Origin of the sequence: Nocardiopsis protaetiae, assembly GCF_045446735.1 — a bacterium.
Taxonomy (GTDB): domain Bacteria; phylum Actinomycetota; class Actinomycetes; order Streptosporangiales; family Streptosporangiaceae; genus Nocardiopsis; species Nocardiopsis protaetiae.
In genome coordinates, this window is sequence record NZ_JBJJBV010000047.1 from 39,478 (window position 1) to 54,037 (window position 14,560).

General features: G+C 73.8%; 16 protein-coding genes. 5 read left to right on the plus strand and 11 right to left on the minus strand.

The window, feature by feature from the left end; translation table 11 throughout:
- Positions 1-4 precede the first annotated feature (4 nt).
- Positions 5-379, plus strand: a complete 375-nt coding sequence (locus ACJOT3_RS10365) for a VOC family protein (RefSeq protein ID WP_406971305.1) — start codon at positions 5-7, stop codon at positions 377-379.
- Positions 380-415: 36 nt separating this feature from the next.
- Here ACJOT3_RS10365 and ACJOT3_RS10370 read toward each other — a convergent pair whose 3' ends face one another.
- From ACJOT3_RS10370 to ACJOT3_RS10380, 3 genes are all read right to left on the minus strand, one after another.
- Positions 416-1,339: a universal stress protein gene (locus ACJOT3_RS10370; RefSeq protein WP_406971307.1), complete on the minus strand. Its 924-nt coding sequence runs from the start codon at positions 1,337-1,339 to the stop codon at positions 416-418.
- 90 nt (positions 1,340-1,429) lie between these two features.
- On the minus strand, positions 1,430-2,320 hold the full coding sequence (locus tag ACJOT3_RS10375; RefSeq protein ID WP_406971309.1) for a universal stress protein: 891 nt from the start codon (positions 2,318-2,320) through the stop codon (positions 1,430-1,432).
- A gap of 62 nt (positions 2,321-2,382) precedes the next feature.
- A complete protein-coding gene (locus ACJOT3_RS10380) occupies positions 2,383-4,095 on the minus strand; it encodes a MinD/ParA family ATP-binding protein (RefSeq protein WP_406971311.1) in 1,713 nt (570 codons plus the stop codon).
- 188 nt (positions 4,096-4,283) lie between these two features.
- On the opposite strand from ACJOT3_RS10380, the gene ACJOT3_RS10385 reads away from it, so the two are divergent.
- Positions 4,284-5,258, plus strand: coding sequence for an NAD(P)H-quinone oxidoreductase (locus ACJOT3_RS10385; RefSeq protein ID WP_406971313.1), 975 nt, complete (start codon positions 4,284-4,286; stop codon positions 5,256-5,258).
- Between the two features lie 34 nt (positions 5,259-5,292).
- A complete protein-coding gene (locus tag ACJOT3_RS10390) occupies positions 5,293-5,832 on the plus strand; it encodes a bacterial proteasome activator family protein (protein ID WP_406971315.1) in 540 nt (179 codons plus the stop codon).
- A gap of 109 nt (positions 5,833-5,941) precedes the next feature.
- Here ACJOT3_RS10390 and serS read toward each other — a convergent pair whose 3' ends face one another.
- Positions 5,942-7,207 carry a serine--tRNA ligase gene (serS, locus tag ACJOT3_RS10395; RefSeq protein ID WP_406971317.1) on the minus strand — a complete coding sequence of 422 codons (1,266 nt, stop codon included), beginning with the start codon at positions 7,205-7,207 and terminating at the stop codon, positions 5,942-5,944.
- A 138-nt stretch (positions 7,208-7,345) separates the two neighbouring features.
- Between serS and ACJOT3_RS10400 the strand changes: the two genes are divergently transcribed.
- On the plus strand, positions 7,346-7,501 hold the full coding sequence (locus ACJOT3_RS10400; RefSeq protein ID WP_355268517.1) for a hypothetical protein: 156 nt from the start codon (positions 7,346-7,348) through the stop codon (positions 7,499-7,501).
- Between the two features lie 58 nt (positions 7,502-7,559).
- On the opposite strand, the gene pheA is transcribed toward ACJOT3_RS10400, so the two are convergent.
- The 7 genes from pheA to ACJOT3_RS10435 form a co-directional block, all read right to left on the minus strand.
- On the minus strand, positions 7,560-8,507 hold the full coding sequence (pheA, locus tag ACJOT3_RS10405; RefSeq protein ID WP_406971319.1) for a prephenate dehydratase: 948 nt from the start codon (positions 8,505-8,507) through the stop codon (positions 7,560-7,562).
- A 37-nt stretch (positions 8,508-8,544) separates the two neighbouring features.
- On the minus strand, positions 8,545-9,210 hold the full coding sequence (locus tag ACJOT3_RS10410; protein WP_406971321.1) for a DUF4446 family protein: 666 nt from the start codon (positions 9,208-9,210) through the stop codon (positions 8,545-8,547).
- Between the two features lie 70 nt (positions 9,211-9,280).
- The gene (locus tag ACJOT3_RS10415) at positions 9,281-10,072 is read right to left on the minus strand and encodes a glycosyltransferase family 2 protein (protein WP_406971323.1); all 792 of its coding nucleotides are present in this window, start codon (positions 10,070-10,072) and stop codon (positions 9,281-9,283) included.
- Between the two features lie 11 nt (positions 10,073-10,083).
- Positions 10,084-10,440, minus strand: coding sequence for an STAS domain-containing protein (locus ACJOT3_RS10420; protein ID WP_406971325.1), 357 nt, complete (start codon positions 10,438-10,440; stop codon positions 10,084-10,086).
- A 196-nt stretch (positions 10,441-10,636) separates the two neighbouring features.
- On the minus strand, positions 10,637-11,281 hold the full coding sequence (locus tag ACJOT3_RS10425; protein WP_406971327.1) for an ATP-binding protein: 645 nt from the start codon (positions 11,279-11,281) through the stop codon (positions 10,637-10,639).
- A gap of 123 nt (positions 11,282-11,404) precedes the next feature.
- On the minus strand, positions 11,405-13,471 hold the full coding sequence (locus ACJOT3_RS10430; protein WP_406971329.1) for a sensor histidine kinase: 2,067 nt from the start codon (positions 13,469-13,471) through the stop codon (positions 11,405-11,407).
- Positions 13,472-13,547: 76 nt separating this feature from the next.
- Positions 13,548-13,877: a rhodanese-like domain-containing protein gene (locus ACJOT3_RS10435; protein ID WP_406971330.1), complete on the minus strand. Its 330-nt coding sequence runs from the start codon at positions 13,875-13,877 to the stop codon at positions 13,548-13,550.
- A gap of 111 nt (positions 13,878-13,988) precedes the next feature.
- Between ACJOT3_RS10435 and ACJOT3_RS10440 the strand changes: the two genes are divergently transcribed.
- Positions 13,989-14,534 carry an SSI family serine proteinase inhibitor gene (locus ACJOT3_RS10440; RefSeq protein ID WP_406971332.1) on the plus strand — a complete coding sequence of 182 codons (546 nt, stop codon included), beginning with the start codon at positions 13,989-13,991 and terminating at the stop codon, positions 14,532-14,534.
- The last annotated feature ends 26 nt before the right edge of the window (positions 14,535-14,560 follow it).

Below are 14,560 nucleotides of genomic sequence, written 5' to 3' on the forward strand. Positions count from 1 at the left end.
GGGCATGATCGGACGACTGCACACATTTGTCTTTGACTGCCCCGACCCGGAGGCGCTGGCGGAGTTCTACGCGGAGCTGCTGGGCAGGCCCGTGACCCTGCGGGAGGAGGGCTGGGCGGCCATCGGCGACCAGGAGGAGTGGCCGGTGCTCGCGTTCCAGCGGGTGGAGGGGCACAAGGAGGCCGCGTGGCCGGACCCGGAGCGGCCGCAGCAGGCGCACCTGGACGTGTGGGTGGAGGACATCGACCCGGCGGAGCGGCGGGTGCTGGAACTGGGCGCGACGCTGCTGCGCACGGAGGAGAAGGGCGAGAAGGTGTGGTTCCGGATCTACGCGGACCCCGCCGGGCACCCCTTCTGCCTGGAGTACGAGGCGCGGTGACGTCCCCGGCGGGCGGACCCCGCCGGGGACGGGTGGTCAGTCCTCGTCGGCGTGCCGGGGGAGCACGACCACCGGGATCTTCGAGCGGTGGAGCACCCCCTGGCTGACCGAGCCCAGGAGGAGACCGCGGACGCTGCCGCGGCCGCGGGAGCCGACGACGACCGCGTCGGCGCCCTCGGCGGCCTCCAGGATGGCGTTCACCGGCCCGTTCTGGGTGCGCACCACGGTGACGTCGATGTTCACGTCGTCGCGCTGCTCGTCGATGGCCTCGGCGAGCAGTTCGGCGACCAGCTCCTCGGACTGCTTCTCGAACAGGTCCTCCTGGGGCTGGTAGCCCGCGGCGGTCATCGCGACCGGGTCGTACGGGTAGGGCACCTCCCAGCTGTGCACCACGACCAGCTCGCCGTCGGTCTCGGCGGTCAGGTCGACGGCCAGGCCCAGGGCACGGCGGCCGTTGCGGGAGCCGTCGACGCCGACGACGATCCGCTTCAGCCCCGTGGTCGCGGGCCGGCCCTCGTGCGAGGGCACCACCACGACCGGGCAGGACGCCTGGGCGGCCACCCGGACGCTCACCGAGCCGACGAACATCGACTTGACGGTGCCCATCCCGCGGGTGCCCACCACCAGGAGGTCGTGCGGCCGGCTCTGGCGCAGCAGCGCCAGCGGCGCCTCCTCCAGGGCGGTGACGGTCTCGGTCCGCACGCCCGCCTGGACCTTGGTCACGTGCGCCACCGCGTCCTGGAGCACCTCGGTGGCCTGCCCCTGGATCTCCTCGGTCGGCGCGAACCGTTCCGGGCCGCCGTACGCGGACACGATCAGCGGCATGCCCAGGGCGTGCACGATCCGCAGCGGCACCCCCCGGCGGTCCGCCTCGGCCGCCGCCCACTCCAGGGCGGCCCGCCCGTTGTCCGATCCGTCGATGCCCACCACCACGCGCGGTGTGCGGTCCTCGTTCGTCATGTGACAACCCCCTCTAGGCACCCATCATCACCGAGTACACCCCATCGGACCCGGAACGGCACAGGGCGCAAGGTCACCGGTCCCGGGACGTTAGTCGGTCCCGTCCTCGTCGGCGTGCGGGGGCAGGACCGCCACCGGGATCCCCGCGTGGTGGAGCACCCCCTGGCTGACCGAGCCCAGGACCAGGCCGCGCACCCCGCCGCGGCCGCGGGAGCCGACGACGATCATGTCGGCCTCCGCACCCGCCTCCAGCAGCGCCTCGACCGGGTCGGCCCGCACGCGCACGGCGCTGATGTCGAGGTGCTCGGTGCGCTCGTCGATGACCTCGGCGAGCACCCCGCCGACGACCTCCTCGGACTGGCGGTCGAGCACCTCGTCGTCGATCGCCTCGTCCTCGGCCGGGGCGTCGTCCCCCAGGGCGTGGACCAGGACCACGGAGGCGTCGGTGGTCAGCGCCTCCTCCAGGGCGAAGCGCAGCGCGCGCCGGGAGGACGGCGAGCCGTCCACCCCGACCACGACGCGGCCGCGGTACCCGCGGGACTCGACGTCGGGGACGACCACCACCGGGCAGGGCGCGTTGGCGGAGGTGTGCATGCCGACGGAGCCGAGCATGATGGCGCGCACCGAACCCAGCCCCCGCGACCCGACCGCGATGACGTCGCCGTGGCGGGCCTCCTCCAGCAGGACGGCGGGGGCGTCCGCGACGGCCAGCACGGTGACGACCTCGATGTCGGGGCGGGCCGCGCGGGCGTACTCGGCGCTCTCGGTGAGCAGTTCGTGGGCGGAGGCCCGCACCCCGTCCGCGGTCCGGCGGTCGGCGGCGGCCGCGCCGATGACCGTGGCCGGGCCCAGCCCGTGCACGATGCGCAGCTGGACCCGGCGGCGGGCGGCCGCCTCGATCGCCCACCCCAGCGCGGCGCGGGCGCCGGCCGTGCCGTCCACCCCGGCGATCACCGCCGGCGGACGCTCCCGTTCGTTCATCCCTCGGCCCCCCTCTTCCTTCGTTCATTGTCCGTGAGGGGGGCCGCCAATCCCGGAACCCGTCACCCGTGGCGGGCGAATCCCTCCCCGACGGTGGCGGCGAGCCGCAGGTAGGCGTCCCGGGTGGCGGGGGCGAGCCGGTCCAGGTCCACTTCGGCGCCCTCCTCCAGGTGGCCGTCCCAGGGGACGCGGACGACGGCGCGGCAGCGGGCGGCGAAGTGGCTTTCGAGGCGGTCGAGGTCGACGCTGCTCTTGCTGTCGGAGCGCACCATGGACAGCACCACCGTCGCGTCGCGCACCAGCCCCTCGTGGCCGTGCGCCTGGAGCCAGTCGAGGGTGGCGCTGGCGCTGCGCGCCCCGTCCACGGACGCCGAGCTGACCAGGACGACCTGGTCGGCCAGGCCCAGGACGCCGCGCATGGCGGCGTGCAGCAGCCCGGTCCCGCAGTCGGTGATGCAGATGGAGTAGAAGTGCTCGACGATCCGGGCGACCTCCCGGTAGTCCTCGTCGCCGAACGCCTCGGACACGGCCGGGTCGCGGTCGGAGGCGAGGATCTCCAGGCGGCTGGGCGCCTGGGAGGTGAACCCGCGGATGTCGGCGTAGCGGGACACGAGGTGGCGCTCGTTGAGGAGGTCGCGGATGGTCGCGGCGGTCTCCAGGCGCACCTTGTCGGAGAGGGTGCCCCGGTCGGGGTTGGCGTCCACGGCGAGCACCCGGTCGCCGCGCAGGGAGGCCAGGGTGGCGCCGAGGGCGACCGTGGTGGTGGTCTTGCCGACCCCGCCCTTGAGGCTGAGGACGGCGACCCGGTGGTGGCCGGTGGCGACGGGGGTGCAGGCGCGGGCGATGAGTTCGCGGCGGCGCAGCACCTTGGGGGATTCGCCGGGGTTGATGAGGCCCATGGTGGCGGTGTGCACGGCGCGCCGCCAGCCGCCGGTGGGGCCCTGGTGCCGGTTGCGGACCAGGGTGGCGGCGTTGAGGGAGTCGGAGGTCTGCCGTTCCCCGGTCGCCCCCGTCGCCCCGGGGAGCGTCGGGGTCGGCGGCACCCCGGGCAGCGGGAGCACCGGCGCCGGCGGCCTGCCGGCGGGGGACCCGATGGCGGGAGCCCCGGAAGCAGGGGGCCCGGAGGCGGGGGACCCGGGGGCGGGGGGCGCGGCGGACGGAGCGGCCGCGGGCGGCAGCGGCCGGGCCGGGGGCGCGGGCGGTTCCGGGTCGGCCGCGGCCCCGGGCTCCAGCGGCGGCAGCTGCTCGGGTTCGGGGACGTCGGCGTCGCGGCGCAGGGCGCGCGGGGCCAGCGGGTCGACCTCCTCGTCGGGCCCGGGCCGCAGCAGCGGCCGCCGCAGCGGGCGGACCGGGCGCTCGCGCATCCGCGGCATCAGCCGGACGGTGTCGGAGCGCACCTCGTCCTCGCCGTCGTCCTCGTCGTCCGACGCGTCCAGCGCGTCCACCGTGTCCGCCACATCGTCCGCGTCCGCCCCGAAGCCGCCGCCCGCGCCGCCCGCCTCCCCCACCGGCGCCTCGGGCACCTCGGGCGCCCCGGGCACCGCCGAGGTCATCGGGGTCTCCAGCGGGATCGGCGCCGCGTAGGGCGGCGGCGGTGGCGCGTCGCCGCCGAACCACTGCTCGCGCGGCGAGGGTCCGGCGGGCCGGCGCGAGGCGATCTCGGTGACGGGGGCCCCGCCCTCGTCGGGCTCGTCCTCCGCACGCCGCCACGGGGACACTTCCGGCTCCTCGGCCTCGAAACCCGTGTTCGTCCCGTTCTGATCCTGGTGTGACACCGGAGTTCTCCTGCGTGAAGGGGGTGTACTGCGGAGAGAGGGGGTACCCCGCCGGGGAGCGGGGGTCGCTCCCTGGGTTCACTCTTACCCGCCGCGGCCCTCCGATGCATCCCTTATCCCTTCTCGAACACGATCCACTTCGCCCCGCCCCCGGGAACCGCGCGCCACAGCGGGATACGGTCGTTCCCATGCACGCGATCCGTATCACCGAACCGGGCGGACCCGAGGTCCTGGCCTGGTCGCAGGTCCCCGATCCCGTCCCCGGCGAGGGGGAGGTCCTCGTCGACGTGGCCGCCACCGCGGTCAACCGGGCCGACGTCGCCCAACGCCAGGGCACCTATCCGCCCCCTCCGGGCGCGTCCGAATACCCGGGTCTGGAGTGCTCCGGAACGGTCCTGGCGCTGGGGCCGGGCACCGAGGGCTCCGGCTGGTCGGTGGGCGACCAGGTGTGCGCGCTGCTGTCCGGCGGCGGCTACGCCGAGCAGGTCGCCGTGCCGGTGGGCCAGCTGCTGCCCGTCCCCGAGGGCGTGGGCCTGGTCGAGGCCGCGGCCCTGCCGGAGGTCGCCTGCACGGTGTGGTCGAACCTGGTCATGGTGGGCGGCCTGCGCCGCGGCGAGACCGTGCTGCTGCACGGCGGCGGCAGCGGCATCGGCACGTTCGGGATCCAGTTCGCCCGCGCCCTGGGCGCCCGGGTGGCGGTCACCGCGGGCGGCCCGGAGAAGCTGGCGGCCTGCCGGGAGCTGGGCGCGGAGATCACCATCGACCACCGCACCGAGGACTTCGCCGCCCGGATGCGCGAGGCCGGGGGCGCCGACCTGGTCCTCGACATCATCGGCGGCTCCTACCTCGACGCCAACCTGCGCTCCCTGAACACGGGCGGCCGCCTGGTGGTCATCGGCCTGATGGGCGGCCGCTCCGGCGAGGCCGACCTGGGCCGTATGCTCGCCAAGCGCCTCTCCCTGCACGCCACGACCCTGCGTTCGCGGCCCCGGGACGAGAAGTCGGCCATCGTCGCGGGAGTACTGGAGCAGGTATGGCCGTTGGTAGAACAAGGAGCCATCCGCCCCGTCGTGGACCGCGTCCTCCCGATGCGGAACGCGGCGGAGGCGCACGACGTCATGGAATCGAGCGCGCACACCGGCAAGATCCTGCTCACCCGCTGACGGGCGCGGTCGACGACATTCGGTAAGGGGACAGATGAGCAATACGGACGAACCGAACGAGCAGCAGTCCAAGGTCCTGGTCGTGGGTGTGGACCAGCACGGGGACGACGACGGGCACGAGGAGCCCCGCACGCTCGCGGACATGGTGGAGCAGCCCGCCAAGGTGATGCGGATCGGCAGCATGATCCGCCAGCTGCTGGAGGAGGTCAAGGCCGCCCCCCTGGACGAGGCCAGCCGCACCCGCCTCAAGGAGATCCACACCTCCTCCATCAAGGAGCTGGAGGACGGCCTGGCGCCGGAGCTGATCGACGAGCTGGACCGCCTCACGCTGCCGTTCGCGGACGGCACCGCCCCCAGCGAGGCGGAGCTGCGCATCGCGCAGGCCCAGCTGGTGGGCTGGCTGGAGGGCCTGTTCCACGGGATCCAGACCACGCTGTTCGCCCAGCAGATGGCGGCCCGCGCCCAGCTGGAGAACATGCGCAAGGCCCTGCCCCCGGGCGTCGCGGGTCTACAGGCCGAGCAGGGCCAGCAGATCCCGGGGCGCGAGGACAACGGTTCGGGGCTGTACCTGTAAGGGCTACCGCCGAGGACCACCCCGCACACGCGCAGGAGCCCGCCCCCTCATCCTCGGGGACGGGCTCCTCGTGTGCTCTCGGGCTCGCGGCCCGGGAAGGCGGTCGGCCCTACTTCTTGACCGGCTCCAGGACGTCGCGGCCCAGGAAGGGGCGCAGCGCCTCGGGGACCACGACCGAGCCGTCCTCCTGCTGGTGGTTCTCCAGGATGGCGACGATCCACCGGGTGGTGGCGAGCGTGCCGTTGAGGGTGGCGGCGAAGCGCGGCTTGCCCTCCTCGTCCCGGAACCGCACGTTGAGGCGGCGGGCCTGGAACTCGGTGCAGTTCGAGGTGGAGGTCAGCTCCCGGTAGGTCTCCTGGGTGGGAACCCACGCCTCGCAGTCGTACTTGCGGGCGGCGCTGGTGCCCAGGTCGCCGGCGGCGATGTCGACGACCCGGTAGGGCAGCTCCAGCTTGTCGAGCATCTCCCGCTCCCAGGCGAGCAGCCGCTTGTGCTCCTCGTGGGCGTGGTCGGGGTGGGTGTAGACGAACATCTCCACCTTGTTGAACTGGTGCACCCGGATGATGCCGCGGGTGTCCTTGCCGTAGGAGCCCGCCTCCCGGCGGAAGCACGGCGACCAGCCGATGTACCGGTTGGGCAGGGCGTCGGCGGGCAGGATCTCCCCGGCGTGGTACCCGGCCAGCGGCACCTCGGAGGTGCCCACCAGGTAGAGGTCGTCGGCGGGCAGCCGGTACACCTCGTCGGCGTGGGCGCCCAGGAAGCCGGTGCCCTCCATGGTCTCGGGCTTGACCAGGACGGGCGGGATCATCGGGGTGAACCCGGCGGCGACGGCCTGGTTCATGGCCATGTTCAGCAGCGCCAGCTCCAGCTGGGCGCCGACCCCGGTGAGGAAGTAGAAGCGCGCCCCGGACACCTTGGCGCCGCGCTCCATGTCGATGGCGCCGAGCTTCTCGCCCAGCTCCAGGTGGTCGCGCGGGGTGAAGTCGAACGTGCGCGGGGTGCCGACGGTCTCCAGGACCTTGAAGTCGTCGACGCCGCCCTGGGGGGCGCCCTCCTCGACGAGGTTGGGCACACCGGCCACGGCCCGGTCGAGTTCGCCGGCGAGGCGGTCGGCCTCGGCCTCGGCGGCCTTGACCTCGGCGGCCAGCCCCTTGGCCCGGGCCAGGAGGACCTCGCGCTCCTCCGGGGAGGCCTTGGAGACCGACTTGCCCACACTCTTCTGCTCGGCGCGCAGGGTCTCGAAGCGGGTGAGCGCGGAGCGCCGCTCGGAGTCCAGTTCGAGCAGCCGGTCGGCGACGGAGGGGTCCTCCCCGCGGGCGCGCTGCGAGGCGCGGAGTCGTTCGGGGTCTTCTCGGAGAGCGCGAAGGTCGATCACGTCTTGCAGATTACCGCCCGGTCCGGAGCGCGCCGACATCTTTTCCCGGTTCGCGTCATGAACACGTTGTCACCGCGTCCTCACGATGAGAGATCACCGGGTTCCGGGGAGGGGACGGCAGTGAAACCGTTGAGCGAGATGACCACCGAGGAACTGAGCGCCGCGCTGGAGGCCCTCGACACCGAGCGGCCCCGCGACACCGCGCTGCGGCTGGCGCTCTACCTGGAGCTGCGCCGGGCCGCGGCGGAGGAGTGGGTGTTCGAGGCGGAGGGCGGCGACGTCCTGGACGACTGAATCCGGGCCGGCCGGGCCCCGGGGACGGGAGCCCCGGGGGCGGGGCTCCCGAGGGGTGTCAGTCGATGCCGCCGGAGCGGATCCGGGCCAGCCAGCGCTCCGACTCGGCGTAGTCGGCCTCGGTGGCGGGGCGGGGGCGCAGCGGCGGGTCGAGTTCGGTGGCCCGCCCGCTGCGCGGATAGCTGCCCAGGAAGCGCACGTCGCGGCAGACCCGGCGCAGCCCCATGAGGGCCTCGCCGACGCGCGCGTCGGCCACGTGCCCCTCGGCGTCGATGCAGAAGCAGTAGCTGCCCAGCCCGTCGCCGGTGGGGCGCGACTCCAGCCGGGTGAGGTTGACCCCGCGCACCGCGAACTGGGTGAGCACCTCGATGAGCGCGCCCGGGTGGTCGTCGGCGATGAACGCGACCACCGACGTCAGGTCGGTGCCGGTCGGCGCGGGCGGGCGTCCGGGCCGGGTCAGGTAGATGAACCGGGTGGCGGCGTCGGCGCGGTCGCCCACCCCGGTGGCCAGGGCGTGCAGGCCGTAGCGCTCCCCGGCGATGACGGCGCAGATGGCGGCGTCGTAGGGCGCGCCGGGTTCGGAGACGGTGCGCGCGGCGGCGGCCGTGGAGGAGACGGTGTGCGTCTCGGCGTCGGGCAGGTGCCGGGCCAGCCAGCCCCGGCACTGGGCCAGGGCGTGCGGGTGGGTGGCCACCGTCTTGACGTCGTTGAGCGTGGTGCCGGGCCGCGCGAACAGCGCGAACTCCACCGGGACCGCGGTCTCGCCGCTGATGACCAGCGGCTCGCCGTTGATGAGTTCGGCGATGGTGGAGGTGACGCCGCCCTCGACCGAGTTCTCCAGGGGCACGACGCCGCCCTCGACCGCTCCGGTGCGCACGGCGTCGAAGACCGCGGCGACCCCTTCGCAGGGGATGCGCATGGTGGCGGGCGCGTCGGGGCGCAGGGCGCGCAGCGCGGCCTCGGTGAAGGTGCCCTCGGGGCCGAGGTAGGCGTAACGGTTGGGCATGGTGTTCAGGGTAGCCGCACCGGGGTGGGGTGGGCGGTCACTCGGTGCCGCGGCGCGGTCCGGGCGCCCTGCGCAGGGCGGTGCGGCGCCCGGTGACGGTCTCGGCGGGGCCGTCGGCGTCGATGTCGGGCACCGCGACGATGTCCCTCCTCTCCGCCGGCTCCGCGTCGTCCTTCTGCGCCGTTCCGTCGCGTCCCCCGGCCGCGGCGGGTTCCGGGGCCTCGGGGTCGGGGACGACGGTGACCGCGTCCTCGGCGTCCTCGGCGACCACCGGGCCGGTGACCCGCGGGGCGGGCACGGTGGTGCCGATGCCCTCGCCCAGCCGGGCGGCCCGCACGACGCGGTACTCCTCGGGGCTGAGCAGGGTCTCGGACTCGCCGCGCACCACGGCCTTGGCGTAGGTGCGCGATTCGGTCCGGCCGTTGATGGAGGTGACGACCACCCCGTCGCCGTCGCCGTTGAGCAGGGCGAGGGAGAAGGAGCGGGCCCCGGACATCTCCTCCAGGGCGTCGTAGTGGAGTACCGCCATGTCGCGCACGGCGAGCGGGTCGGTGACGCCGACCTGGGCGGAGGCGGCGGCACGCTGGGCGAGGACGCGGGTGTCGGCGTCGATGGCGCGGGCCCTGGCCAGCGCGTACCCGCCCAGGGCGAGTCCGCCCAGACCCGTGAGCACGCCCGCGACGGCCAGGATCATGGTGAACATCGTGTGAGCGTATCGCTACCGAGCGCACTCATGGTGCTGTTATCGGCGATTTTTACCGGGAAAGGAGACGCTATCTCCGCTGTCGGCCGCGTCCGCCGGACAGGGCGCGCCGCACGGTGGCGCCCACCTGGCGGGCGGCCAGCGCCCGCAGCACGTCGACGAACTGGTGCGCCCGGTGCAGCTGGGCGCGCAGGTCGGCGCCGGTGGCCCGGTGCTCCAGGGGCACCTCGACCTCGATCACCCGCAGCCCGGCGCGCAGCACGTCGATGGTCAGCCCGGTCTCCACCCCGAACCCCGGGGCGAGCGGCCGGGCCGCCTCGAACGCGGCGCGGGTGATACAGCGCTGCCCGTTGAGCGGCTGCTCGGGCTCCCACCCGGTCGCCCGGCGTACGCCGCCGCGGGCCAGGCGCACCACGAACCCGTGTCCGCCCAGGCGCAGCCGGGTGGCGGGGAACAGCGCGATGGTCATGTCGGCCTTGCCCTCGACGACCGGTTCCACCAGGGGCGCCGCCCCGGCGGCGGTCGCCTCCAGGTCGGCGTCGAGGAACAGCAGGTGGCGGGGCGGCCGGATCCCGGCGGCCCCCTCCTCGTGCTCCTCGATGAGCCGGACGCCCTCGGCCCCGGTCTCCATCGCCGCGCCCTTGCCGCGGTTGCGGCTGTGCCGGAGCACCCGGGCCCCGGCCTCCAGGGCCACCTCCGAGGTACGGTCGGCGGATCCGTCGTCGACCACGACGACCAGGTCCACCCCGGGCAGTGCCCGGACGGCGGCCACGGTGCGGCCGACCCGCGCCTCCTCGTCCTTGGCGGCGATCACCACGGCGACCCCCGGTTTCTCGGGCCCGCCGTTCCCCCCCCGTGTCACCGCGGCCCGTTCTAGGGGGCGGTTCCGGTCCCCGCGGCCACCGGCAGTGCGTCGGTGTCGGGGTGGATGACGAAGACCTCGTGCAGGCCGGTGACCTGAAGGACCTTCATGACGGCCGCCTTGGGCGCCACGAGTTCCAGGTCGCCGCCCTTGTCGCGGGAGCGCTTCATCGCCGAGAGCAGGACACTGATGCCGGTCGAGTCGCAGAACTCGGTCGACGACATGTCGATGACCAGCCTCCGGGCCCCCTCGTCGAGGGCCGTGATGAGCTCGTCGCGCAGGCGGGGTGCCGTGTACAGGTCGATCTCGCCACCGACGGTTACCACCGCGAGGTCATCTTGAGATCGGCTCGATATCTTCAACTCCACAGTCGTGACTGTAGCGGCCAGGTCCGGGCCGGGCCACCTCGTTGACGGTGTTTCGCGACATCGGTCACGTTCCCTCCCGGCGCCGGGGGCCGACCGCTCCAAGCTGCGGTTTCAGGGCGGGGGTCGCAGGGCGCGGGTTTTCCGGGCACGGGCCCCGGAGCCGGAGTCCCGGAACCGGAGTCCCGGAGCCGGGGTTTCAGAGAAGGGCGCCGTGGGCGCGGTCCCGGGCGGTGAAGGGCAGGGACGACGCCACGGGGCCGTCGCCGCGCGGGTCCCGGGTGCGTCCGGCGGGACCGGCGGCCGGTCCGGCGGCGTCCGGGAGCACGTCCGTCACGGTGCCCTTCTCCCGCCCGGCGCCGTCGGCGCCGTCGGCGGGCAGGTCCAGCACCGCCCAGACCGTGGTGGTGGTCGCGTCCATCTCGGTGCCCCAGCGCCCGGCCAGGTGCTGGACGATCCCCAGGCCGCGCCCGCCCAGGCCGGTGGTGCTCGGATCGGCCACCCGGGGCATGGTGGTCGAGCCGCCGTCGCGGACGGAGATCTCCAGCCAGCCGCCGGGCCCGGGGGAGGCGTCCACCTCGGCCCGCCAGGCGACGCCGACGCTGTTGGCCGGGTTGGCGGGGGTGGGCAGGGGGCTGGCGTGGCGCAGCGCGTTGCTGACCAGTTCGCTGATGATGAGGGCGGCCTCGTCGATGCGCTCCTCGGCGACGCCCATGGCGCGCAGGTCCTCGCCCAGACGGTGGCGCGCGTCCATCACGGTGGCGGGGACGTAGGGGAGGATGACGTGCCGTTCGACCTTGGCGGGGTGCTCCCCCGGGTCGAACGGGGTGTGGTCTCCTGACACGGCTTTCGTCCCTGCGCGTTCGTGCTCTGGTGCGGTCCGGAACCCGCCCGTTGTGTGACGGCGAATTCCGCCAGGGGTGGAAATGCCCCGATCACCTCGAACGGAAACCAACGCCCCGGTGAATCACGCGGGTCGGCCCGCCTTGGGACGCGTGGATCGCTGGCGTGGCAGGGCTTCGGGGCCGGAGGAGATTTTCGGCGCCCCCTGCGGGCCGGGCGGTGCCTGGGGCCCGGGTGACCCCTGGGGTTCGTCCCGTCCGGTCACCCCGACCCGGACCGCCGCCACCCCGGGCGGCTCGACGACCGCGCCGTCGTCCCCGTCCCCGCCGGGGCCGGGGCCCTCGCCCCGGTCCAGCGGCAGGGTGAAGCACATGCGGGTACCGCGCTCCAGCCGGCGCGCGGTGACGTCCCCGCCCTGGTCCTGGGCGAGTTTGCGCACGATGTACAGACCCAGCCCCAGACCGCCGAAACGCCGCCGGTCGCCGCGCACCCCGCCCTGGAAGAAGCGGTCGAACACCCGCTCCTCGTCGCCCGGGCGCAGGCCGGGGCCGTCGTCGTCCACCGAGACCGCGACGGCGTCGCCCTCCACCGCCACCCCGACGTGCACGGTGCCGCCCTCGGGGGAGAACTTGATGGAGTTGTCCAGCAGCTGGTCCATGATGATGCCGGTGGCCAGCGGGTCGGCGAACACCGTGGGCAGGTCCTCGGGCGCGCTCAGCACCACGTCGTGCCGGTCCGACAGGGACCGGAACGTCATCACGGCCTGGCTCAGCACCCGGGGCAGCTCGAACGGGACCGGGTTGACGTCCAGCTCGCCGCGGGAGGCGTCCGAGCCCAGGCTGAGCCGCTCCACCAGCAGGGTCAGCGCCGTGGACCGGTCCACGATGTTGCTCACCGCCTCCCGCTGGGCCTCCGAGCTCATCCGCGACCACTTGCGGATCAGCGTGGTGGCGAACCCGTGGATCGCGGTGATGGGTGTGCGCAGCTCGTGGCCCGTGGTGGCCAGGAACGCCTCGCGCTCGTCCTCCATCGCCTTCTGCGCGGTGATGTCGCGGAAGTCCACCACCCACTCGTGGGTGCGGGGGATCCGCGCCATGAGGATCTCCAGCCAGCGCCCGTCCTTGAGCCGGTGCTTGATGGGGCGGCCGTGGCAGGCGGGGATCGGGAACGGCGGGTGGCGGCCCTCCACCACCTCGGACGGGTAGCCGGTGAGCTCGACCGCGGACCGGTTCCACTTGCGCACGCGGCCGCCGAAGTCCAGCACGGCGATGCCGTCGGCGCTGGAGTCGGCCACCGCCTTCTCGTGCACCCGCTGGTGGTTGAGCTCCTCGTAGGCCATCGCGTTGCCGATGGCCACCCCGGCGTGGGCGGCGAGCAGCTCCAGCAGTTCGAGTTCGACGTGGCCGACCCGGCGCTGGCTGTACAGCGCGTACAGGGCGCCGTAGGGGCGGCCGTGCACGTTGGACACGCACAGGGCGATGGTGTGCAGCCCGGGCAGGTCGGCCCAGACCAGGTCCTGGAGGCCGCGGGTGTCCTCGTTGGCGAGCAGCACCGACTTGCCGCTGCGCAGCAGCTCGCCGAACAGGCTGGTCTCCAGCGGTGCGCTGGAGCCCTGGAGCTCTGCGGACAGGCGGGTGATGCTCACCAGCTCCACCCGGTCCTCGTTGAGCAGCACGAAGCCACCGGCGTCGGCGCCGGTGAGCTCGGTGATGGCGCTGGAGATACGGTCCAGCACCGATTGCAGGCTCAGGTCGGCGTTGATGTCGACGACCACGTCGGTGAGGCGGCGCACCAGCCGGGCGCGCTCCATGGCGGCGGTGTGCGCCTGCGCCTCGTTGTCCGTCGGGTAGAGGGTGAGCACCCAGCCCGCGTGCCCGCCGTCGTCGGCGGGCAGCGCGGCGGTGCTGATCCGCACGTCGATCGGGGTGCCGTCGTTGCGCGTGCGACGGCTGTGAATGGTGAGGGAGGGCCCGGCGCGCACCTGTTCGAGCACCGCGCCGTGCTCGGTCTTCAGCTCTGCGGGGACGATCGGCAGCTCACCCCCGAGCACCTCGCCCGCCCGCCAGCCGAACAGTCGCTCGGCCGCCGGGTTCCACAGGAACACCCGGAGTTCGCTGTCGAGACCGACCACCGCGTCCGCCGACGAGGCCAGCACGGCTTCGGCGCTGAGGGGCGCGCGCTCGGAACTCACGACGTCATAGTGCCACCCGAGGGCCCTGCGGGGCAGGGCTTTGGACAATCAGATCGCCTTCCGGGCCCGATGCGACTCAGATCACCCTCGGTTCGGCGTCCGAGTCGGCCTTCATGTCCAGTCCGGAACGCTCCCAGGACTGCATGCCGCCGGCGACGTTGACCGCGGTCCAGCCCGCGTTGTTGAGGGCGGCGGCGGCCTGGGCCGAGCGCCCGCCCGCGCGGCAGACCACGTACACCCGGCGGTCCTGCGGGATCTCCCCGGCCCGGGTGTTGAGCTCGCCGAGCGGGATGTGCACGGCCGCGGGCGCGTGGCCGGCCGCCCACTCGTCGTTCTCGCGCACGTCGAGCAGGTACCCGTCCTCGGGAACCTCGGTGACTCCGACCTCGGGCACGTTGCCGAACATCCATGACCCCCATGTGGATCCGTGGATCCGCAGATCCGGTTGCTCCGGAATTCTCCGGAGATTTCTTTTCGGGAGGGGGAACCGTGTGTGACGCGGCGGCGTCCAAGCGTCATGGCTCAGCACACCATCGCGACGGCCCTGCCGACCCGCCTCGCCGCGCTCGCGGCCCTCGGCCTGCTCCTGACGGCCTGCGGCAACGAGCCCACCGAGGTGGGTGCCCCGGCACCCGGTTCCGAAGAATCCAGTCCCTCCGCCCCCGACCAGGATGCCCCCTCCGCGGAGGAGGGTACCGAATCCCCCCAGGAGGCGCCCGGCGGCGACTCCACCACCGAACTGACCATCGAGCGCTCTCTCGGCGACGAGGGCGGCCTCTCGCCCGAGTCCGGCTTCGAGGAGGGCGTGTGGACGCTCACCTGCGCCCCCGAGGGCGGTGACCACCCCGACCCGGCGGCCGCCTGCACGGAGATCGAGGAGGTCGGGACCGACCCGTTCCTGCTCGACACCACCGACATGATGTGCACGATGCAGATCGGCGGCCCCGAGGTGGTCCGGGTGACCGGCCACATCGACGGCACCGAGATCGACACCGAGTTCAACAAGCTGAACGGCTGCGAGATCGACCGCTTCGCCGACGTCGAGGCCGTCATCAACCCCTAGCGGGCACCGTCGAAACCCCGAGGGGG